This is a genomic window from Burkholderia sp. YHN3-13, from assembly GCF_055810675.1.
Map to the genome: position 1 here is coordinate 165,628 of NZ_JBVVNQ010000003.1, position 20,251 is coordinate 185,878.

Annotated in this window: 16 protein-coding genes and 3 pseudogenes; 7 read left to right on the forward strand and 12 right to left on the reverse strand. The window is 66.4% G+C overall.

Annotation, left to right across the window (positions count from 1 at the left end):
- Nucleotides 1–29: 29 nt before the first annotated feature.
- Nucleotides 30–1,454 carry a M20 family metallopeptidase gene (locus AC0KUR_RS09025; RefSeq protein ID WP_473375737.1) on the reverse strand — a complete coding sequence of 475 codons (1,425 nt, stop codon included), beginning with the start codon at nucleotides 1,452–1,454 and terminating at the stop codon, nucleotides 30–32.
- A 134-nt stretch (nucleotides 1,455–1,588) separates the two neighbouring features.
- Here AC0KUR_RS09025 and AC0KUR_RS09030 point away from each other — a divergent pair, with 134 nt between their 5' ends.
- Nucleotides 1,589–2,485, forward strand: a complete 897-nt coding sequence (locus AC0KUR_RS09030) for a LysR family transcriptional regulator (protein ID WP_367190745.1) — start codon at nucleotides 1,589–1,591, stop codon at nucleotides 2,483–2,485.
- Nucleotides 2,486–2,752: 267 nt separating this feature from the next.
- Here the strand turns inward: AC0KUR_RS09030 and AC0KUR_RS09035 are convergent, their stop codons facing one another.
- Nucleotides 2,753–3,769 carry a 1-aminocyclopropane-1-carboxylate deaminase gene (locus AC0KUR_RS09035; protein ID WP_034192147.1) on the reverse strand — a complete coding sequence of 339 codons (1,017 nt, stop codon included), beginning with the start codon at nucleotides 3,767–3,769 and terminating at the stop codon, nucleotides 2,753–2,755.
- Between the two features lie 179 nt (nucleotides 3,770–3,948).
- Between AC0KUR_RS09035 and AC0KUR_RS09040 the strand changes: the two are divergent.
- Both AC0KUR_RS09040 and AC0KUR_RS09045 read left to right on the forward strand, forming a co-directional pair.
- A pseudogene (locus AC0KUR_RS09040) lies at nucleotides 3,949–4,456 on the forward strand (Lrp/AsnC family transcriptional regulator).
- 228 nt (nucleotides 4,457–4,684) lie between these two features.
- Complete coding sequence (locus AC0KUR_RS09045; RefSeq protein ID WP_034192145.1) at nucleotides 4,685–5,638, forward strand: universal stress protein; 954 nt, start codon at nucleotides 4,685–4,687, stop codon at nucleotides 5,636–5,638.
- Nucleotides 5,639–5,650: 12 nt separating this feature from the next.
- Here the strand turns inward: AC0KUR_RS09045 and AC0KUR_RS09050 are convergent, their stop codons facing one another.
- The gene (locus tag AC0KUR_RS09050; RefSeq protein ID WP_473375738.1) at nucleotides 5,651–7,942 is read right to left on the reverse strand and encodes a heavy metal translocating P-type ATPase; all 2,292 of its coding nucleotides are present in this window, start codon (nucleotides 7,940–7,942) and stop codon (nucleotides 5,651–5,653) included.
- A 228-nt stretch (nucleotides 7,943–8,170) separates the two neighbouring features.
- Here AC0KUR_RS09050 and AC0KUR_RS09055 point away from each other — a divergent pair, with 228 nt between their 5' ends.
- The gene (locus tag AC0KUR_RS09055) at nucleotides 8,171–8,788 is read left to right on the forward strand and encodes a hypothetical protein (protein WP_473375739.1); all 618 of its coding nucleotides are present in this window, start codon (nucleotides 8,171–8,173) and stop codon (nucleotides 8,786–8,788) included.
- Nucleotides 8,789–8,835: 47 nt separating this feature from the next.
- Here AC0KUR_RS09055 and AC0KUR_RS09060 read toward each other — a convergent pair.
- A pseudogene (locus AC0KUR_RS09060) lies at nucleotides 8,836–9,582 on the reverse strand (exo-beta-N-acetylmuramidase NamZ domain-containing protein); the annotation flags it as partial.
- Nucleotides 9,583–9,871: 289 nt separating this feature from the next.
- The gene (locus AC0KUR_RS09065) at nucleotides 9,872–10,348 is read right to left on the reverse strand and encodes a hypothetical protein (protein WP_049032862.1); all 477 of its coding nucleotides are present in this window, start codon (nucleotides 10,346–10,348) and stop codon (nucleotides 9,872–9,874) included.
- A gap of 466 nt (nucleotides 10,349–10,814) precedes the next feature.
- Here AC0KUR_RS09065 and AC0KUR_RS09070 point away from each other — a divergent pair, with 466 nt between their 5' ends.
- A complete protein-coding gene (locus AC0KUR_RS09070; RefSeq protein ID WP_226253033.1) occupies nucleotides 10,815–11,318 on the forward strand; it encodes a lecithin retinol acyltransferase family protein in 504 nt (167 codons plus the stop codon).
- 26 nt (nucleotides 11,319–11,344) lie between these two features.
- Here AC0KUR_RS09070 and AC0KUR_RS09075 read toward each other — a convergent pair whose 3' ends face one another.
- The 4 genes from AC0KUR_RS09075 to AC0KUR_RS09090 all read right to left on the reverse strand — a co-directional run bounded on the left by AC0KUR_RS09075 (nucleotide 11,345) and on the right by AC0KUR_RS09090 (nucleotide 14,688).
- Entirely contained in the window at nucleotides 11,345–11,545 is a 201-nt protein-coding gene (locus tag AC0KUR_RS09075) for a DUF2188 domain-containing protein (protein WP_367190750.1), read from the reverse strand.
- 45 nt (nucleotides 11,546–11,590) lie between these two features.
- Nucleotides 11,591–12,847, reverse strand: coding sequence for a putative glycoside hydrolase (locus tag AC0KUR_RS09080; protein WP_473375740.1), 1,257 nt, complete (start codon nucleotides 12,845–12,847; stop codon nucleotides 11,591–11,593).
- A complete protein-coding gene (locus AC0KUR_RS09085; RefSeq protein ID WP_473375741.1) occupies nucleotides 12,840–13,634 on the reverse strand; it encodes a polysaccharide deacetylase family protein in 795 nt (264 codons plus the stop codon). Before AC0KUR_RS09085 ends, AC0KUR_RS09080 begins: the two co-directional genes overlap by 8 nt.
- Before the next feature lie 118 nt (nucleotides 13,635–13,752).
- The gene (locus AC0KUR_RS09090; protein ID WP_473375742.1) at nucleotides 13,753–14,688 is read right to left on the reverse strand and encodes a 1-phosphofructokinase family hexose kinase; all 936 of its coding nucleotides are present in this window, start codon (nucleotides 14,686–14,688) and stop codon (nucleotides 13,753–13,755) included.
- A gap of 183 nt (nucleotides 14,689–14,871) precedes the next feature.
- Here AC0KUR_RS09090 and AC0KUR_RS09095 point away from each other — a divergent pair, with 183 nt between their 5' ends.
- On the forward strand, nucleotides 14,872–16,665 hold the full coding sequence (locus AC0KUR_RS09095) for an adenosylcobalamin-dependent ribonucleoside-diphosphate reductase (protein WP_473375743.1): 1,794 nt from the start codon (nucleotides 14,872–14,874) through the stop codon (nucleotides 16,663–16,665).
- A 52-nt stretch (nucleotides 16,666–16,717) separates the two neighbouring features.
- Here the strand turns inward: AC0KUR_RS09095 and ftsH are convergent, their stop codons facing one another.
- From ftsH to AC0KUR_RS09110, 3 genes and pseudogenes are all read right to left on the reverse strand, one after another.
- The gene (gene ftsH / locus AC0KUR_RS09100; RefSeq protein ID WP_226229818.1) at nucleotides 16,718–18,625 is read right to left on the reverse strand and encodes an ATP-dependent zinc metalloprotease FtsH; all 1,908 of its coding nucleotides are present in this window, start codon (nucleotides 18,623–18,625) and stop codon (nucleotides 16,718–16,720) included.
- A gap of 33 nt (nucleotides 18,626–18,658) precedes the next feature.
- On the reverse strand, nucleotides 18,659–19,168 hold the full coding sequence (locus AC0KUR_RS09105; protein ID WP_473375744.1) for a BCAM0308 family protein: 510 nt from the start codon (nucleotides 19,166–19,168) through the stop codon (nucleotides 18,659–18,661).
- A 40-nt stretch (nucleotides 19,169–19,208) separates the two neighbouring features.
- Nucleotides 19,209–19,761: pseudogene (locus AC0KUR_RS09110) on the reverse strand (BON domain-containing protein).
- Between the two features lie 282 nt (nucleotides 19,762–20,043).
- Here AC0KUR_RS09110 and AC0KUR_RS09115 point away from each other — a divergent pair.
- On the forward strand, nucleotides 20,044–20,232 hold the full coding sequence (locus AC0KUR_RS09115; RefSeq protein WP_034192132.1) for a DUF2964 family protein: 189 nt from the start codon (nucleotides 20,044–20,046) through the stop codon (nucleotides 20,230–20,232).
- The last annotated feature ends 19 nt before the right edge of the window (nucleotides 20,233–20,251 follow it).

Below are 20,251 nucleotides of genomic sequence, written 5' to 3' on the forward strand. Positions count from 1 at the left end.
CGATAACAAGTGCATTAAAAATGGGCGTCTTATGCCCGGTCGACACGTGCTCCTTCCCTGCGTCGATCTCGGACGGCGGATGCCGACTCCCCGAGATCCCAGAATATGCCGGCCATGATCTGCAGCGCCTCACGAGCGACGCTTCCAAGCAGGTGTTCGTTCGGGGCATGCTGGGAGCAGGCTCCGTACGAGTGCGGAATCCAGATCGTTGGAAGGCCCAGAACCTCGGAAAAGACGTCGTTTGGCAGAGACCCGCCAAGATTGGGAAGCAAGTCGGGATGCTTTCCCGTCGTCTGCTCGATTGAATCGAGCGCCCATGCGACCCACGGATCTTCCGGCGGCAGACGCGTGGCGCCCATCCGCTCGCCGATCGCAACCTCGACCCTGTCGAAGCCGCACGCGTCGAGGCGACGCCGTAGAACTTCTTCGATACGCTCGCAATCCGTACCGACGACGTATCGGAGTTGGCAATGCGCATGCGCAACGGGAGGAATCGCCCCGATCGGGCTGGTCGGGTTACCGGTGGTGAAGGCCAGTACCTCAAGGGCGTTCCATGCATAGACACGCTCTTGAGCCGTCAAGCCAGGTTCTCCCCAATTACCGTCGACCTGAGGATCGTTGGGACCGCCGCCGACGGCAATATTCTTCAGCGCTGTTCGTACCGCAACCGGAATAGGCTTCGGCAACAGCGCGTCGACGAGGATCCGCCCACGCCCGTCGACGAGCGATGAAATGGCGTTGGCGAGTACGGTTCCGGCATTGCTGAGCGCCCCTCCCCAATTTCCGGAATGATGGGCGCCCGAACGGAGCCGGACGGAAAGCGTGAAGTTGACGAATCCGCGAGACCCAAGAAAAACACACGGGACATTCGATCTGGCCCGGGGGCCATCCGAAGCGACCAGAAGGTCGGCCGCGAGAAGGTTCTTGTGCTGCTCGCACACCGTGCGTAGCCCAGGCGATCCTGTCTCTTCCCCCATCTCGAGCAGCAGCGTCGCATTGAAACCCAGACGTCGATTCCTGGCCTCGATGACTTGCTCCAACGCGGCCAGGTTGATGGTGTGTTGCCCTTTGTTGTCCGCCGTGCCCCGCCCAAACCACCGGTCTCCTTCAACCGTAATGTTCCATGGCGACATCTGGTCCATCCACTGTCCGTCATAACCACGAACGACATCACCGTGCCCGTACATCAGCATCGTCGGAAGCGAGGGATCCTCGATACGCGTCGCAATCAAAAACGGCGCATGCCCTTCAACGGGGTTTTCGACAATACGCGACTCAAAACCAATACGGCCAATCGATGGGGCAATCTCGTCGACGAGGTATGCTCGAAGCTCGTTCAATCTTCCGGAATCCTGACTTTCCGTCATCATGTGGACGCGACGCGTGAGATCTTTCAGGAATCCACCCGAATCGAAATAGTTTGTGGCAGAGTCGATTGCTTGGCGGCGCGTCATCGTGATCCTCGCGTGTATCGTGGAAGAGCGGTGTGTTCAACCCTGATGAGTCAAGCGTACGGAACCAAAATGCGCACTACAATTGACTTTTTCGCCTGCCCCGCTTTCCGATAACGCAAACTTGGCGGCCCGTCATGCACAACGCTGCACTCCGATACTTCCTTGCCGTTGCAAACACCGGTTCGCTGAGCGAGGCGTCCGACAAGTTGCACGTTTCGATCTCGGCGATCAGCCGCCAGATCACGAAACTCGAGGAGGAGATCGGCTGCCCGCTTTTCGAGCGTCAGGCGCGTGGCATGGTCCCCAACAAGGCCGGGGAGCTGCTGGCCGCGCATGTCCGGAGAACCCTGCTCGAAGGTCAGCAGGTGATCGAGGAGATCAAGGCGCTGAACTCATTCGATCGAAGCACCATCCGCGTCTCGGCGTCGGAAGCGTTTGCCCGGGATGTTCTCCCTCGCGCCATCACGCAATTCCTGGAAAGGTCACCCGGTACCTGTTTCGAGGTGGCAGTGACTGCGCCTGGCGATGTGACGGCACACGTACGGAGTGGCGAAGCGGATATCGGTCTGACCTTCGGTGTCGTACGAGAGCCGGAGATCAACGTCGAGTACACGCAAAGCGCGCCCATTTGCGCCGTCGTGCCTCGCACTCACGCGCTGGCCGGGCACGCGACCGTGTCGATGGCCGAGTTGCGGAATTTCCCGATTGCCCTGCTGGACCGCGGCACGACGATCCGCCAACTTTTCGATACGACCGCCAGCCTCGAGAATCTGCTCTTTGAGCCCGTTCTGACCTGCAACAACTCGAGCACGCTGTATGCGTTCACTCAAATGTCCGGTGTGGTGTCGCTGACTAGCCGCATGACGGTGCAGGCACGTCTGGCGGCGGACGGCCTGGTAGCAATTCCGATCGATCATCCGGGGATGTCGTTACGCGCGATCCAGATCCAGACGCTGGCCGGACGCGTGTTGTCCACCGTATTGGCGGACTTCGTTGGCGAATTGATCAAGCAGTTGCATACGGCCGAGTAGATACGCGGCGGCTTCGTACCGGCTCGTCGCCACCCAGTGCCGGCATGTCACGAACCGCGGCCGATCAAGAGAACACGAACCTGGGCAGGCCCCGTTGGCGTCTGCCCAGGGACGCGCCTTTCCTTTGGTTACCTTTCCTCGGAAGACAAGGAAAAGTGACCGCCGCCCCGCGTAGGGGCGACGCGAATAGACCGTCAGTCGGTAGACCGAATTGTCTGTATGTCCATCGCTTCCGACTCCATCTTGCAGCCGGAACGCAGCCAAGCCTTAACCGTTCTTGAACAAGAAGCTGTAGGCGTTCAGTGCGGGGACGCCGCCGAGGTGCGCATACAAAACCCGGGACCCTTCCGGAAACTCGCCCCGGCGCACCTTATCGATCATCCCGTGCATCGACTTGCCTTCATAAACCGGGTCGGTCAACATCCCCTCGGTCTTCGCGCTCAGTCGAATCGCTTCGAGCGTACCTTCCGACGGGAGGCCGTATTCGGGGCCCCCGTAGCGCGTGTCCAGCACCACATCCGCGTCCTTGATCGGCCGATCGAGTTCCACGAGGTCGGCGGTTTGGCGTGCGATGCGAAGAATCTGCTCGCGCGTCTGCTCGGGTTTGGCCGACGCATCGATCCCGATCACGCGATCCGCGCGTCCGTCCGCCGCGAACCCGACGACCATGCCAGCCTGCGTACTGCCGGTCACCGAACAAACGACGATGTAATCGAACTTGAATCCGAGTTCAGCTTCCTGGGCGCGAACTTCCTCCGCGAAACCGACAAACCCCAGGCCGCCGAGCCGATGCTCGGAACAACCGGCGGGGATCGGATACGGCTTCCCTCCCGCCTTGCGAACGCTCTCCATTGCGTCTTCCCAGCTGGGACGAATGCCGATGTCAAAACCGTCGCTGACCAGCCGAACGTCAGCGCCCATCATGCGAGACATCTGAATATTGCCGACGCGGTCATACACGGCGTCCGAGTAGTTGACCCAATTTTCCTGAACCAGCACGCATTTCAGCCCAAGATGAGCCGCGACTGCTGCGACCTGACGCGTCTGGTTCGACTGGATGCCGCCGATCGATACCAGCGTGTCGGCTCCGCTCGCCAGAACGTCCGGAACGATGTACTCGAGCTTCCGCGTCTTGTTGCCGCCGAACGCCAGACCGCTGTTGCAGTCTTCGCGTTTCGCATAGAGATGAACCTTGCCACCCAGCTCGGTGCTGAGACGGCGCAACTCATGGATGGGGGTGGGGCCGAAGGTCAGCTTGTGGCGAGGAAAGCGATCGAGGTTCACGGAAGTTCTCCGAAAGATGGGTCGGTGGGTTCCGACGCCTGATGTCGTCAGGGCGACCGGGCACGATGAAATTCTAGTTAATTGACCACGAAACGTGCTTGCAAACATTCGCTAGTTGTCGTGCCTTGAAATGCAATTTCCGCCATCCGTACGAATGTTTATTTTTTTGAATCGATGAAATAGACAACAAAATTTCTCGACAAATCTCACCCGATGACGCGAGCCGCGTCGCGCTTGACCGTACGGACAAAGCGATCCTGCGAGCCCTTCAGAAGGACGCATCGATCTCGACCGTTGCGCTGGCGGCGAAGGTGAATTTGAGCGCGCCGGCCTGTCTGCGCCGCGTGGAACGGCTCAAGAGTCTGGGTCTGATCCGAGGAATCGTCGCGTTGCTCAACGCTCCTGCCCTCGACACAGGCATGGTCGTCCTCATCGGCGTCGTGCTGGATCGGTCGACTCCCGAATCCTTTTCCGCGTTTGAAAAAGCGGCCCAGAACGTATCCGGATGCGTGGAATGCCACGTGGTGACCGGCGAGTTCGACTACTTCATGGTGCTGTGCACCCCGCGGTAGCGAACGCTTCAACCGACTCCATGCCGAGCAGCTTCTTTATCTTCCCGGCCTGTGTCAGATTCGGACTTTCATGGTGCTCAAACAGGTTTTTCCTTCGACCCGGATCGCTATATAGCGGACGACAGCGAACACGGCATCAGACCGGGCCGCCTGTTGATACAGCGAGCCATTCCGTTTTCGGAACATGACTTGCCGAGGAACAAAAATACGTGCGGTCGAAAACGATGTGATTCATGTTTCCTTCTGCCCGCAAAACCTTGGCTTGACGAAGGTCAAACCCGTGAAGACCGCCCGTGCGAAAAATTGCATATGCACGATCGCCGGTTGCCCGCGGGAGACATTCATGAGCACCAGCACTTCCCCCTTCCACGCGGCACCCGCTCTCCAGCGGGTGCTGATCGCCGTCGACGGTTCGACGGCATCCGCTCACGCGCTCGCGTATGCCAAAGCGTTCCTCCCGTCGAATGCAGCGGTGCACATCATTAGCGTTGCGGAAAATCCGAGAACGCTCGTCCCGCTCGGATCGAAAACCATGGCGTTCCTCGAATCCGCGCGCGCCGAGTTGCTGGGGGATGCATCTGATACGGTGTCGCGCGCCAAAGCCGCCATGGATCGCGGCGACCTCGTCGTCGACACGGAAGTCATCGACCTCGCCACGCGTGGCGGGGATGTCGTGGATGCGTTGGCCGACAGCGCACAAGCCTGGCAGGCCGACCTCCTGATCGTCGGCACACGTCAGCATCACGGCCTGCTCGGCTGGATCGAAGGCACGGTTTCCGGCCCGCTCGGCAAGCTCGTCGGCTGCCCGCTGCTGATCGTTCCGGACGGTTTCGCGTCGGTTGCCGAACACCTGCCGCGGCGGATGGTGTTCGCCGTCGACGGAAGCGCGATTGCGTTCCACGCATTGCGAACGGGGTTGAAATTCTCGCGACCCGACACCGAATGCCGGGCAATCTACGTGCTCGATCGCCCGACATCGCTGGGCGATTTCGTCCCCGTCGAGACGCTGGAAGGCGCGTTGATCAGCGAAGGCAATCACGTACTGAAAAAGGCCATGACCCTGCTCGACGGCCCACCCGCCGGGCGCGCGCAGTCGCAACTGATTCGAACGGATCGCACCGGTGCGGACGTGCCTCACCTGATCGTGCAAGACGCGCTCGAATGGCATGCGGACCTGATCGTCCTGGGCACCCATGGGCGGCGCGGCGTCACGGGCTGGCTCGTCGGCAGCGTGGCCGGACGCGTTGCACGCATCGCGAAAACGCCGGTTCTTCTGGTGAGTGCGCCGCATGCGTGATGCGTTTCGCCGTCACGCATCCGCTCCGACGGCGTGGAACAGCTCCTCCTCCTGGGCGCAATGCAGGCGCACGATCGCTTCCAGTCCGTACAACAGGCGCTGTATCGCCTGCACCTGCATGGCGTTCGTGCCGTCGCGCGGCAGGTCCGCGACCATCTGCCGGAGCGATCGGACCATCTTGAAGATTTCCCGGTGCGCGCCGCTCATCGCAGCCAGCGGGTCCTCGCCGCCGAGAAGCGGGGCGAGGCGCGCGTAGACGTCCCGATCGTCGGCGCGTTCGTGCGGCAGCAGCCGTTCGTCGAGCGAGCCGATCATCTGGACCAGCTCGCTGGCGATGGCGGCCCCGGATAGTCGCGGCAAGCGATCCGCGAGATCCCTGATCTGGTCCAGCAACGGTGACAATGCCGTGTGCTCGCGCCTGAGCCGCTCGACGTCGGCATCGTCGAGCCGGGCGTTCGTCGGCCTCGGGCGAACCAGCGACACGCGCAACGCATTGACGATGACGACGACGTCGATGACTTCCTGAATCACCGCGCCTGCAATCGGCTGCAGGAATCCGGCCGCCGCAACCGTCATCGCGACGACCGACAGCGACATGCCGGCCACCACGCTCTCGAGTGCGATTCGGCGCGACCGTCGTGCGATACGGATCGCATCCACGAGTCGGTCCAGCCGATCGACCAGCAGTACCACGTCGGCCGCTTCGGATGACGCGGCCGCCCCCCGCGCCCCCATCGCGATACCGACGTCGGCGGCCGCCAGCGCCGGTGCGTCGTTCACGCCGTCGCCGACCATGATCGTCACGCCCTCCTTGCGCGCGGCCTGAATCGCGACGAGCTTGTCCGTCGGCGTCTGCTCGGCACGCACGTCGGTGACACCCAGCAACTCGCCGACGGCCTGGGCGATGTCCCGCCGGTCGCCGGTGAGCATGACGAGGCGCTCGACGCCTTCTCGTTTCAACAGCCGCAACGCCCGCGGCGTTTCCAGCCGCACCTGGTCGGCCATCTGGATCGCGCCGATCATGATGCCGTCGACGCCGACGAACACGGCAGCCCCGCCCTCGTTGCCGACCCGCTTGAGGAATGCGTCGCTCCACGGGGCGATCGTCGAACAGGCGGACACGTACCCGAACTTGCCGATCGCGACGGTCCGGTTGCCGACCCGGCCCGTCACGCCCTCGCCCGCCGTTTCCACGACGACCGACGGCGGCGACAGATCGATCCGGCGTTCCCGTGCGGCAACCGTCAGCGCATCCGAAATCACGTGCCCCGAAGCCTGGCCCAACGACGCCGCGAAACGCAGCACCTCGACCGCCCCGACGTCCGTCTCGCATTCGATCGCCACGATGCGGGCCCGCCCTCCCGTCAGCGTCCCGGTCTTGTCGAAGAACAGGATCGTCGCTTGCGCAAGGCGTTCCAGCGCGCCCCCGCCCTTGACCAGGATGCCGCGCTTCGAACAACGCGACATGCCCGACACGATGGCGACCGGGACGGCGAGGATCAACGGACAAGGCGTGGCCACGACGAGCACGGCGAGCGCACGGGCGACGTCCCCGGTCAGCACCCAGGCGATGCCGGCGACGAGCAGCGACGCGAGCACGAAGAAGGCGGCATATCGATCCGCGAGGCGCACGGACGGACTGCGCTCGCGCTGCGCGCGGGCGACCATGCGGACGATACCGGCAAACGTGCTGTCGCCCGCCGTCGTGCGGGCAACCATGTCGAACGGCGCACCGGCGTTGACCGCGCCGCTGCATGCGTTTTCCCCCGAGCGCCGCCGCTGGATGGACGACTCGCCCGTCAGCATGGATTCGTCGAGTTCCGCGTCATCCGTCAACGTGCCGTCGACTGGCACGCATTCGCCGCTTCGTACGAGCAACCTGTCACCGGGAACGAGGGTCTCGACGGCAACGGAACGCCATTCGCCGTTCTCGAACCGGGTTGCCTGCCGAGGCGCGCGGGCGAGCAGCGCGGTCATCTCGCGTTGCGCGCGGTCTTGCGCATACCGCTCCAGCGTCCGGCCGCTTGCCAGCATCAAGGCAATGACCGCGGCAGTCAGGGTCTCGTCGAGCGCGATCGCCAGACCGATCGCGAGCCACGCGAGCACATCGATGCCGGCTTGCCGCCTCGCCACGGCCCTGGCGACGGATACCGTCAACGCGAACAAGACCGGCAGCGCACCCAGCAGCCAGACGACGCGCGCGAGCGAAGTCAGGCCGAACGCGATGCACGCGCCTCCTGCAGCGAGCGTGACGGCCGCCAGAATCAGCAACGCAAGATCGATCGACCAGGGAATGCGCGACATGACGATTGTTCCGATCGCCGTGCATGGAGGCGTTCACTGCATCCTGTTCCGGTTGCAGACGGCGTGACATCAGTCTAGGGAGCGCCGCGGTTCGACCGTTGACATGGGTCAGCACGATGCGCGTCCTGCGACATGCCGGCACGGCGCGTTGCTTGACGTGAGTCAAGCCGCCGGCCCCTTTCGTCAGCAAAATTGAACCGTGACACCGGATGGCCTGGAATCGAAATCGTGCTGACGCTGGCTATACTTTTTCTGCTGATTCTTCTGCTGAATCTCATGCCTGCGTTCGCCCCGCCTACCTGGATGGCGATGTCGTGGGTCGGGTTCAACCTGCCGGACGGCAATCCGTTGATCTTTGCCATCGTGGCGGCCGGCGCGGCAACGACCGGCCGCGTGATTCTGGCGACCTTCGCACGATCGCTCGTCCGCTCCCGCTGGATGCGGGAATCGGATCGCGAGAATATCGACGTCGCCGCACGCTGGCTGAGAACGCACCGAACGCTCACCACCGGCGCGTTCTTCTTCTATGCGTTGAGCCCGCTTCCGTCGAACTATCTGTTCATTGCGTACGGACTGTCCGGGTTGCCGCTCAGGATCATCGCGGCGGCCTTCTTCGTCGGCCGCGCGACGACCTATGCGATCTGGGCGCATCTCGGCCGCTTCGCGTCGACCCGGCTCGACGTGGAATCCGAACTTGAAGGCACTTATCTCGGCGGATACTTCGTCGTCACGCAACTGGTGTTGCTGGGTCTCGTGTTCGTGTTGATGAAGCTCGACTGGCGCGCGCTTTTCAACGAACACCGGTTGACGTTTCGGCGCGGCCATCGCCCGCGCAGCTCCGGTTGACATCGCAGGCAGACTTGCCTGCCCATGCCGCGGCAGGCGTTCCTGCCTCAATACAGCAGGAACGACGCCCGCTCGCGCGCGAAAGCGGCGTTTTGCGCCTCGACCACGCGTTCCATCTCGTCGAGCGACCGCCCCGTCTCCAGCATGTCCGCCACCTCGCGCGAGCCGATCGATGCGCGGATCGCGTCGATCCGGAACTGCGCCGGGTAACGCCGGTGCAGCGCCAGCGCGAGTGCCAGCCCGATCACGCCCGGCCGTGCCGGGCCCTGCGGCCGTTCGATGCGCACGCCTTCGCATATCCTGCCGCGATGCGGCCCCTCCGTCGGCACGAAGCGTACTGGCGAGAACGTCGCGTCCAGCCGCATCGCGCGAAGATCGTCGGTGAGAACGCGCCCATCGATCCACGGCGCGCCGACCACGCCGAACGGTGTCGCGGTGCCACGCCCGACGCTGACCGCCGCCCCTTCGACGAGCCCTGTCTCCGGGTAGAGCGACAGCGCGGCGTCATCGCGCAGGTTCGGCGATGGCGGCACCCGGCCGAGCCCGGTGTCGTCGAAGCGCATCGCACGGGCGTAGTTCGCCATCGGCACCACGGTCAGTGCCGCGCCGATATGCAGGCGGTCGTTGAACAGCCGCGCCAGTTCGCCGAGCGTCATGCCGGGCTGAAGCGGCAACGGGAAGTACCCGGTGAACGTGGCCGGCCCGGCATCGGCCACGGGGCCGCCGAACGTATCGCCGCCCAGCGGGTCCGGGCGGTCGAGCACAAGCACCGGGCGATGCGCGGCGGCGCCCGTCACGACGACCGCACCGGCAAGACGGCCGTCGGCGATCTCGGCGGCGATCGCCTCGTCGATCGTCGCGGCCGTGCCGGATTCCGCCCGCACATCGGCCGGGGCAAGCGCGAACAGCAGCGCGCCGGTCAGCACGGCGGCGCAGCGGGACCGTAGCGATCGAGCCGGTTTCACCGCATCCATTTCTTCGTGCCGACGAAATCGGCGCTACCGCGTTCGGCACCGAAATCCGCGACGCCGACGGCGCGCACGCCGCGCATTGCCGCTTCGCCGGTCGCGATCGAACGTACGGCTAGCGCGCCGGTTGCTGCTGCGATCCGGCACACCCGCTACACAGACGCATCGCCCCTTGCCGTTCGGGGTCGTGCCAGTAGAAGCGCACGTCGACGGCGCCGCGCGCCGGTACGACGACGTGCCGCACCTCCTGAACGCCCCGGTCGTGTGCGGACACCGTATATCGCCCCGGCGGCACGCGGGCGAACAGGAACGGCCCGCTCGTATGCGCGTCGAGCATCGTCGACTTGCCGGACGACAGCGTGACGTCGACATCGGAAAGATAATGGCCCCGCTTCGAGGCGAACGTGATCCGCAGGTTGTATCGCGGTGCGACGTCGCGAAACGCGGCGACCTCGTCCTGACCGATTCCGCCGGTGACATAAGCGACGCCGTTGCGCACGATCGGCTCGGGCGATGTTTCAGCCAGCGCGTTCGCCACGAGATTCAGCAGGCAGGCTGCCAGCAGCAGCCACTTCACGGTTCCGGTCCACATCTTCACTCTCCTGATCGAGCACGCAGGGCTGCCATGCCGCCCGTCCGGTCGCGGAACGGGGCGCGTGCGGTGACGTCGCTCGGGCGAGCCGACGACGCTGTCAGCGTCGCGCGGAACGTCGATTTCCCGTTGACTCAAGTCAAGTGCGCGTCTCTCGAAGCCGGGTGATGCGGGACGGGCGCGCGAGACGGTCATCGCGCCCGACCCGCCCCGAACGCGCGGCAAACCCGAAAACTCGGGGAAACAGCATGCGGACGGCGCAATCGTCCGTGACGGCTGTCAGCCGATATTGCAGGGCTCGTCGGAAATTTCCGACACGGCGGCCCGACGTCGGACAGCAAGCTCAGGCCACGCTGATTGTTCCGCGCGGCGCCGCTGCCGATACTGGAAACGTGACAGGACGCAATGCTTTCGCGGCCGGCGCCTGGTTCTTCCACCCCGCCGCCGCAGGACCGAGGAGCTGGCGATGATGGATCCGACCGCAGCACGCGCCGACGACGCCATGCCGGATGGCGAACCGCCGGTCGGGGCGCACCTCGCGACCCGCCGCCCCGGTTACGTGCATCACGGGATCTACATCGGCGACGGCAACGTGATTCATTACGCGGGATGGTCGCGCCGTGCGAGCGGCGGCCCGGTCGAGGTCGTCACGCTGGACGGCTTCCGGGCCGGTTTCGGGCTCGCGGTCATCCGCCACGCGCGCACGCTGTACGACGGAACGGAGGTAGCGCGCCGCGCGGCATCGCGCCTCGGCGAATGCCGCTACCGGCTGCTCACGAACAACTGCGAGCACTTCTGCCTGTGGTGCCTGTTCGGCGTGGGGAGAAGCGAGCAGGTCGCGTCGTGCCTGCGCAACCCGGTGCACGGCATCGCGGTCGCCGTCATGCTCGCCGCGTGCATGCTGGCCGCGCGGTGGCATCCGGCGATGACCGCGCGCGAATGTCCGGTGCGGTGTACGGCCCAGTTTTGACGGCATGGCGGTCGTGCAGCCACGCGTCACGCTGACCCGCGCGAGCGCCCGCGCAAGTCGGCACGCGCATCTCCCCACCGTTTCGCCCGCGCGATCGCGATGCGGCTCGCGCTGCCCTCGGTCCGCCCCTGCCGCAGCAGCGCATTGGCCATCTCGATCGCCTTGCGGCGAACCGGCGGCGGCAGATACCGCATCGAAGGCGGATAACGTTCGTCATTCCACGGCATGATCGATTCGTCTCTCGCACGTTCGCGCCGCCATGCCCGTGCCGCTCAGCGCGGCAACGCGGCAGGATCGTAGCGATTGCGCGGGTTCCACAGCATCCAGCCGTCCGTGCCCGCCGCGTCGGCCGCGTCGACCTGTGCGCGGATCTCGTCGGCATCGAACGGCCGGCGATCGAACGCATAGTCGCGAAACGCCTGGAGCCACGGCCGAAACCGGACACCGCCCAGGCCGGTCCGGCGCTTCGCCTCGGCCAGCGACCGCGCAACGATCTCGCCGGGATGCTCGGTCGGCTTCCGGCAGCCGGGCAGGCCCCACGTGAAGCCGGACGGATACAGCATCGGCGACACATAGTCGACGACCGGTCCGAGCGCGTCGAGCCGCTGCCCGATCGCGGTGTCGTCGGCGTTCCAGCAGACGTACCCGAAGATGTCGGCCGACACGTAGAGGTTGTACGGCCGCAGCCGTTCGCGCGCGCCGGTCAGAAATCCGGTGATTGCCGCGACCCGGTTGGCCTCGGTATTGGGCTCGGCGAACCGGAGACCGTTGGCGTCGGGGAAACGCAGGTAGTCGAACTGGATTTCGTCGAAACCCATGCGGGCAGCCTCCTCGGCGATATCGTAATTGTGTTGCCAGGCCGCCCGCGACGTCGGGTCGATCCAGCGCTGATGCTCGCGGTCCTGCCAGATCTCGCCCGCCGCGTCGCGCACGGCCCATTCGGGATGCGCGCGCGCCAGCGGGTCGTCCTTGAACACGACGATGCGGCCGATCACGTAAAGACCGCGCGCGTGGAACGTCCGCAACAGGTCCGGCAGATCGGGCGGACGAACGATGGCACCTTCGGTATTGCTCGCGGCACCGGAGATGTCGCGCGCCTGGCTGCGATAGGGCGTCACGCCGCTGTCGCCCTTCACGTCGACGACGAGCGCGTTGATCGCCGTCTTGTCCTGCAGGGATAGCACCGCGTCGCGCAGCGTGTGGTCCGCCACGCCGTAGGCGGACAGATACACGGCTTTCGGACGCACCGGCGTCATCCGGATCGTATGCGCGCCCTCGGCGGGCGCGAGCGTCACTTCGGTTCGCGCGTAGCCGGGCGCCCGCACGCTCACGCGTGTCCCCGCCGCGTCGATCTCCAGTGACAACGCGCCGTCGCGATCGGCGGTCCGGTTCGCGCCCGCCGCATGGCCGATCGCGCCCGCAAGCGGCTGCCCGTTCGTGGCATCGACGACGGTGATCGTGACGGGCGCCGCCCGGGCGGCGAAGCCGGCGAGCGATACGAGCAGGCAGACGATCAAGCGTTCAATCACGGCTTCCCCCGGCGGTTCTCAACAATCCGTTCATGCACCGTGTGTCGCAGTCGTCCGTCATCAGATAGCGCGGCAACGCCATTGCCGGGTCGGTGACGCGCACGGGGCGCGCGTCGAGCGTGAACGCCGCGACGTAGCCTTCACGGGCGGCCAACTGGTCGGTCTGCGCATCATGGACGCCGAACGGCCAGGCCAGCAGCCTCACCGGCTTACCGGTTTCCGACTCGAGTCGATCTCGTGACCGGATCAACTGGAACGACACGACGCGCCGGTAGTCGTCCGGCGTGAGCCGGGCGTGCTCGGTGTGGAAATTCGGATGCCAGTACGTATGGGACTCGATGTCGAACCCGCCGGCCTGCCCGAGCGTGCGCAGCTGGTCCCATGTCATCGCGTAGCTGGCGTTGGAGATGGCGGACGGATAGATGAACAGCGTGACCGGCATCGGACGGGCGGCCAGCAACGGACGCAGCACGTCGTAGACGGAGCGATGACCGTCGTCGATCGTGATCGCGACCGCACGCGCCGGCACGGCATCGGCCTGGCCGCCGTGCCAGCGCACGACGTCGGCAAGCGGCACGATGCGGTAGCCGTTCGCGTCGATTGCCTGCAACTGATGGCGAAAGGTTTCGGTACGCACCGTCATCGAATCCAGGCGCGTGGCGGCGAACCGGTGATAGACGAGGATCAGCACGCGCGGCGGTGGCGAGTCGACGGTTGCGACGTCGGCGGACGACACCGCCGACACGCACGACAGCAGGAGCAGGCAGGCGATCGGGCGAACGGCCATGGCGGACCTCGTGGAATGGCTGCCCCATTTTTCGCGATCGCGGCCCGAATACCGCTGAGCCAGATCAATGATCGATCGCGCATCGACGCGATCGTGCTTGCGTCGAGCCGGCTAACCGTCAGCTTGCCTGCGCAACCAGTTCGGCATGAATCCGCTCGATGTCGTCGCGGGTGCACAGCGCCGTCCCCGGATGCTCGACCGACGCGGACGATGCCGCCAGCGCGTAGCGGCACGCGTCGTCGAACGGCACGCCGCGCGCCAGCGCCCAGACCATGCCGCCGACGAAACTGTCGCCGGCGCCGACCGTGCTGCATACCGCCGTCGGCCTGGCGGGCAGGCGCAGCGTGCGGTCGCGCGTGACGACCCAGGCGCCGCGCGCACCGAGCGTCAACGCGACGATGTCGGCCTGGTCTCGCGCCACGAGTTCGCTCGCCTTGCGGCACGCCGACGTGTCGTCGAGCGGTTCGCCGGCCAGCGCGCTCAGTTCGCCGAGACTGGGTTTCACGAGATGAACGCCGGCCTCGAGGGCCGCTTGCAGCGCGCGGCCCGCCGCATCGACGACCACCCTGCTTCCCCGTGCCCGGGCCGTTCGCGCGAGCGTCGCATACAGGTCGTCGGGCGCGCCGGGCGGCAGGCTGCCGCTCAGCACGAGGTAGCGCGGCGCGGGATGCACGGCGTCGATGCGGGCCGCGCAGTCCCGCCACTCGGCCTCCGTGACCGGCGGCCCGGGCATCAGGAAGCGGTATTCGCGTCCGGTCGCGGTCTCGGTCACGCACACGTTCTCGCGCGTCTCGCCCGCGATCCGGATGCGCACCGCCGGCAGGCGCTCCGCTTCGAGCAGCAGCGTCAAGACGTCGCCGGTCGGCCCGCCGGCCAGGTACAACGCGACGCAGTCGCCGCCGAGCCGGTGAACGGTCCGGGCGACGTTGATCCCGCCGCCGCCGGGGTCGCGCCGCGGCCGTGCGCAGCGCAGCTTGTGGGTATCGACGATGTGCTCGACCGACGTCGAGACATCGACGGCCGGATTCAGCGTGACGGTCACGATATCGGTCATGGCAGGTTGCTCGTAGTCGATGGCAGGCGCGCAGGATGTCGGCGTGGCTCCACGTTACGTCCGACGCCGGCGACGGCGTTGACCGCCATCAAGCGGTGCCGCGAAAGCACCCGGTTGCGCTCGATCAACGGCACGGCCGGGCAGGCGCCTACATTGAATCATTCGTTGTCGCCGAGCCCCGCCATGGATGAGCAGCCGCTTTGCACCACCGTGTTCGCCGAACGTTATGCGCAGCCCGGCGAAACGTCTCGCGCGGCCGTCTTCCGTCGGGTCGCGCATGCGCTGTCGCTCGCCGAGCCGACCCGATTGCGTGCGCAGATGGAGCAGGCGTTCTTCCGGAACCTGCAGCACGGCGCGATCGGCGCCGGCCGCATCCTGGCGAACGCCGGCGCGCGGACGGGCGGGACGATGATCAACTGCTTCGTCCATCCGCTTGCCGTGTCGCCCGACCGGCCGGTGCAGACCGTCGACGCCGCGCTCGAGCAAGCGCTCGACGACGCGCGGCTCACGCTGTTGATGGGGGGCGGAATCGGCTACGACTTCTCGCCGGTGCCGCCCGCCGGTACGTACGAACGGCGCCTGTCAGCCGAACGAGGGGCATGCGCGGCCATCGACCGCTTCGATGCCATGTGCGGCGCCCTGCCGTTCACCGGCCCGCGCCGCGGCGCGCAAATGGGCGTGCTGCGCTGCGATCATCCGGATCTCCTCGCGTTCGTCGCCGCCAAGCGCGCACGCATGCGCTGGCCGACGTTCAACCTGTCGGTCGGCATCACGGACGCGTTCATGGAAGCGGTCGCGCACGATCTGCCCTGGGCGCTCGTTCATCACGCGCCGCCCCGCGCCGCATCCGGTGCATCGATCCGGCGGCTGGATGGGCGCTATCTTCATGCAACGGTGCCGGCCCGCGCGCTCTGGCACGAGATCGTCCATGCCGCACGCGACAGCGCCGAACCCGGGTTGCTGTTTCTGGACACGATCCGCGAGGCGAATCCGATGCGCGCGCACGAGCGGATCGACGCGACGAATCCGTGCGGCGAGCAGCCGCTGCCGTCCTACGGCAGTTGCGTGCTCGGACCGATCGACCTGTCGCGGTTCGTCTCTCACCCGTTCGGTGTCGACGGCAAACCGCGCTTCGATGCCGCTGCGCTCGCCGACGCGGTGCGCATCCAGGTGCGCCTGCTCGACAACGTGCTCGACCTGACCGCGTGGCCGCTCGCGGCGCATGAACGGGAGGCGCGCCGGATGCGGCGCGTCGGCGTGGGCGTCACCGGGCTGGGCGACGCGCTGACGATGCTGCGGTTGCGCTACGACAGCATCGACGCGCGTACGGTGGCGGCCGGCATCGCGCGGACGATGCGCGAGCATGCGTTTGCCGCGTCCGCTGCGCTTGCCGCCGAGCGCGGCGCATTTCCCGCCTACGATCCGGCCGCCTATCTGAGCGGCCCCGCGTACCGCATGCGCCTGCCGCTGAAGGTCCATCACGCGATCGCGCGGCACGGGCTGCGCAACAGCCATCTGCTGTCGTTTGCGCCGGCCGGCAGCGTGAGCCTCGCCTTCTGCGACAACTGTTCGAACGGGATCGAGCCGGCCGTCGGCTGGACGCAGCGCCGCATGGTGCGCACGGCGGACGGGCGGATCCGTCCGTTTCGCGTGGAGAATCACGCTTACCGGCTGTTTCGCGAGCGGCACGGCGAGCACGTCGCGCTACCGGACTACTTCGTCACGGCGGCGGATATCGCACCGGCCGATCACGTCGCGATGCTCGCCGCATTGCAGCCGTGCGTCGACGCAGGTATCTCGAAGACCGTCACGATGCCCGGCCAGTGTTCGCTCGCCCAGGTCGATGCGCTGTTCTTCCAGGCCTGGCGCGACCGGCTCAAGGGCATCACCGTCTTCCGCCCCGATCCGCAGCTTGCGTCGGTCGTCGCGGATGACGCCGCACGACCGTGCGACAACGCCGTCTGCATCAGCTGTTGACCGGCACCATGGCCGACGGCAGGCGTCCGGCGTCGCTCCGGCGCTCGATCGCTCAGGCGGAGACGTCGTTGACGGCTTCCGTATCGGCTTGCGCCGGGCGGTGCTCCCCGTCGCCATCGTCCGGCGCCCCCATGAGGGCCACCAGCCTGTCGTGATCGATCGATTCGTGCTGCAACAGGCTCTGCGCGATCCGTTCGAGCGCATCGCGACGCGCGCCGAGCGTCCCCGCAACCCGCGCATGCGCGTCCTCGAGCAGCGCGCGCACTTCCCCGTCGATCAGTTGCGCCGTGTGCTCGCTGCAGCGACCGTCGCCCGGCGTCCACACGCCCGGCGCCCCGCCCGGCGATGCCGCGTCGTCGAGCGTCATCAGGCCGATCGCGTCGCTCATCCCGTACTGCATGACCATGTGCCGCGCCAGCGCGGTCGCGCGTTCGAGATCGTTCTGCGCGCCGGTCGAGACGTCGCCGAACGCGATTTCCTCGGCCACCCGGCCGCCCAGCAACACGTCGAGCCGGTCGAGCAGTTCGCTCCGGCGCAGCACGTAGCGATCCTCGGTCGGCACTTGCTGCGTATAGCCGAGCGCCGCGATGCCGCGCGGGATGATCGACACCTTCTTCACCGGATCGCAGTGCGCACGGCTTTGCGCGACGAGCGCGTGCCCTGCCTCGTGGTAGGCGATGGTCCGCTTCTCCTGTTCGTTCATCACGCGGCTCTTGCGCTCCATGCCCGTCATCGCGCGATCGATCGCCTCGTCGAAGTCGGCCATGCCGATCGCTGGCTTGCCGAGTTCGGCCGCATGCAGCGCGGCTTCGTTGACGACGTTCGCGAGATCGGCGCCGACGAAGCCCGGCGTGCGCGACGCCAGCTCGGCCAGATCGACTTCCGGCGCGAGTTTCACGCGCTTCGTATGCACGGCCAGGATCTGCTTGCGTCCGGTCAGGTCCGGCCGGTCGATCGCGATGTGGCGGTCGAACCGTCCGGGGCGCAGCAGCGCAGGATCCAGGATCTCCGGCCGGTTGGTCGCGGCCATGATGATGACGCCCGAATTCGCCTGAAAACCGTCCATCTCGACGAGCAGCTGGTTGAGCGTCTGTTCGCGCTCGTCGTTGCCCGACATCAGTCCGACGCCGCGCGCCTTGCCGAGCGCGTCCAGTTCGTCGATGAACACGATGCACGGTGCCTTCTGCTGCGCCTGCCCGAACAGGTCGCGCACGCGGGCCGCGCCCACGCCGACGAACATCTCGACGAATGCCGACCCGCTGATCGTGAAGAACGGCACGCCCGCCTCGCCGGCAACGGCACGTGCCAGCAGCGTCTTGCCGGTGCCCGGCGCGCCGACGATCAGCACGCCCTTCGGAATCTTGCCGCCGAGCCGCTGATAACGTTCGGGGCTGCGCAGGAACGCGACGATCTGCTGCAACTCGGCCTTCGCCTCGTCGATACCCGCGATGTCGTCGAACGTGATGCCGGTTTCCTGCTGCACGTACACGCGGGCCTGGCTTTTGCCCATGCCGCTCAGGTCCCTCATCCCGCCCGGCCGCCGCATCATGAAGTTCCACACCAGCAAGAACATGATCATCGGAAACATCCACGTCGCGAGCGTCGCGATCCAGCCCGAATCCGGCATCCCGCGATAGCGGATGCCGGCGGCGGTCAGCGCGGCGACCAGATGATCGTCGCCGACGCGGTTCGTCGTGAAGCGCCACGGCGGCCCGGCTTGCTTGACGGCGACCGCGTCGGAAGCCGGCAGCAGCGCGCCGGCTTCAGGCATGCGCAGCGCACCCGCGATCGACGACTGACCGATTTCGAGCTCGTCGACGAGCCGCGCGTCGACCAGCCGATGAAAATCGCTGTACGAAATCGATGTCGTCGCCGGCTGGGCCATCAGCAACTGATAGGCGATCAGGATGGCGAACGCGATCGGGATCAGCAACGCGGAGTAGTCGAATGGCTTCTTCATGACGTCGCGCCTGTGCGCCGGACTCGCGACCGCTCAAGCCGCGTCACGCGTCCAGCTCGCGCGCAGCAGGTCCTCGCTGTCGCGATAGTTGAATGCCAGCGCGCCGTGATGCGCATGCAGCAGCGCCTCGCCCATGCGCCTCACCACGTGCACGCCGGTGGTTCGAATCACGAGCGTGTCGCCGGATTGCTCGATCTCCATGATGCGTTCGAGCGCGTGCTCGCTCATTTCCAGACCGGCTTGCCGCTCGAGCAGTTCGAGGATCGCCGAGCGATGCTTGCGCATGTATTCGCCGCGCAGCACCAGTTCGCCCGCCGGCGCGTTTTCCCGCATGCGCTTGCAGGCCGGGCATTCGAGCTGACGCCGGTCGAGCGGCGTCGCGTACCAGGTCCAGCGGCCGGCATTACAGACGGCCCCGCATCCGTCGCAGATCCGGTCGCCCGGCGGCCGTTTCGGCTCGCGGTAACTGTCCTTCGTGTGCGGCTGCACGCGCTTGTCGCGGCGCAGATAGTGGCGGCCGGGGCCGGAATGCGAGCGATTCATGGCTGCTTCTCCGTGGTAATGGACCGTACGGGCGCGACGCTCACGCGACGGTCAACCGGTCGACGACCTCGCGCACGCCCCTGACCGACGCCGCCGCGCTGCGCGCGACGGGCCAGCGCTTCGGCGATCCGGGTGCCCACGTCGGGCACCGTATGGTCGGCGCGCACCCGAATGCGGTTCGCGACGCCGACGACGCCTTTCATCCGGCTCACCATCTTTTCCGCTGCGCGGCTCTGGTATGCATGATCGACCTCGCCATCGAGCGTCACGCAGCCGTGATCGACCTCGACGCGAATCGCGTGATCGCGCAATGCCTCCTGCCAGCCGAGCGCGAACGTGATCGCGATCGCCAGTTCGTGGTCGGCGCAGGCATCCTCCGGCGGCTCGACGTTCAGCTCGAGCACCAGCGCGCGCGCATCCGCGACATGCAGCGCGGTTTTCTGCGCCTCGAGCTTCTGGGCCCAGCTGTCGACCGTGCCGCGCAGCGTCACGATCCGGTCGCGTACGTCGACGTCGATCCGGCGTGCATCGATCGCCGGATTCCAGAACAGCGCCTGCTCGACATCCTGCTTGAGTGCTGCATCGGACTTCATGTCGGTCTCCCGTCCGGGCGCGTGCCGATCGCGAAGCGTGCGACCGGACGCGTGCCGTACCCGATTCAGCATCGCGCATGGCGGCGCCGGCGGCTTGACGAGGATCAATCAACCGCGGGCTTGCCGGCACGGCACGCGCGTGCGTCACCGCTGAATTCGTCTGTTGATGCAGATCAACGGTGCGCCGCGGCGCGACTCGATCATGACCGGAGACGCCGCGAACGCCGCGACAACGCCGGCAGGTCGCGTCGAGAGGGCAGAACCGCTTCCCGGGAGACCGTCATGAACCGAAAGCAGTACCGCATCGCACTCGCGACGCTGAGCGTGTTCATCGCGCTGGCATCGCTGGCCGGCATCGTGCACGGCATGCTGTTCGACGAACGGGTGTTCAGGTATTCGATCGTCACGTTGATCCTGAGCATCCTGTCGTTCGTCGTCCTGCTGAATCTCGCGCCCGGCGACCGCCTGTAAATGGCGCATCGGCCGGACG

What these genes read in the sequence shown, in the direction of transcription:
- AC0KUR_RS09115 (WP_034192132.1), top strand. Translation starts at nt 20,044, where the DNA reads ATGAACCGAAAGCAGTACCGCATCGCACTCGCGACGCTGAGCGTGTTC.
- ftsH (WP_226229818.1), bottom strand. Translation starts at nt 18,625, where the DNA reads ATGAAGAAGCCATTCGACTACTCCGCGTTGCTGATCCCGATCGCGTTC.
- AC0KUR_RS09090 (WP_473375742.1), bottom strand. Translation starts at nt 14,688, where the DNA reads ATGACCGATATCGTGACCGTCACGCTGAATCCGGCCGTCGATGTCTCG.
- AC0KUR_RS09085 (WP_473375741.1), bottom strand. Translation starts at nt 13,634, where the DNA reads ATGGCCGTTCGCCCGATCGCCTGCCTGCTCCTGCTGTCGTGCGTGTCG.
- AC0KUR_RS09065 (WP_049032862.1), bottom strand. Translation starts at nt 10,348, where the DNA reads ATGTGGACCGGAACCGTGAAGTGGCTGCTGCTGGCAGCCTGCCTGCTG.
- AC0KUR_RS09095 (WP_473375743.1), top strand. Translation starts at nt 14,872, where the DNA reads ATGGATGAGCAGCCGCTTTGCACCACCGTGTTCGCCGAACGTTATGCG.
- AC0KUR_RS09070 (WP_226253033.1), top strand. Translation starts at nt 10,815, where the DNA reads ATGATGGATCCGACCGCAGCACGCGCCGACGACGCCATGCCGGATGGC.
- AC0KUR_RS09105 (WP_473375744.1), bottom strand. Translation starts at nt 19,168, where the DNA reads ATGAATCGCTCGCATTCCGGCCCCGGCCGCCACTATCTGCGCCGCGAC.
- AC0KUR_RS09025 (WP_473375737.1), bottom strand. Translation starts at nt 1,454, where the DNA reads ATGACGCGCCGCCAAGCAATCGACTCTGCCACAAACTATTTCGATTCG.
- AC0KUR_RS09045 (WP_034192145.1), top strand. Translation starts at nt 4,685, where the DNA reads ATGAGCACCAGCACTTCCCCCTTCCACGCGGCACCCGCTCTCCAGCGG.
- AC0KUR_RS09050 (WP_473375738.1), bottom strand. Translation starts at nt 7,942, where the DNA reads ATGTCGCGCATTCCCTGGTCGATCGATCTTGCGTTGCTGATTCTGGCG.
- AC0KUR_RS09030 (WP_367190745.1), top strand. Translation starts at nt 1,589, where the DNA reads ATGCACAACGCTGCACTCCGATACTTCCTTGCCGTTGCAAACACCGGT.
- AC0KUR_RS09075 (WP_367190750.1), bottom strand. Translation starts at nt 11,545, where the DNA reads ATGCCGTGGAATGACGAACGTTATCCGCCTTCGATGCGGTATCTGCCG.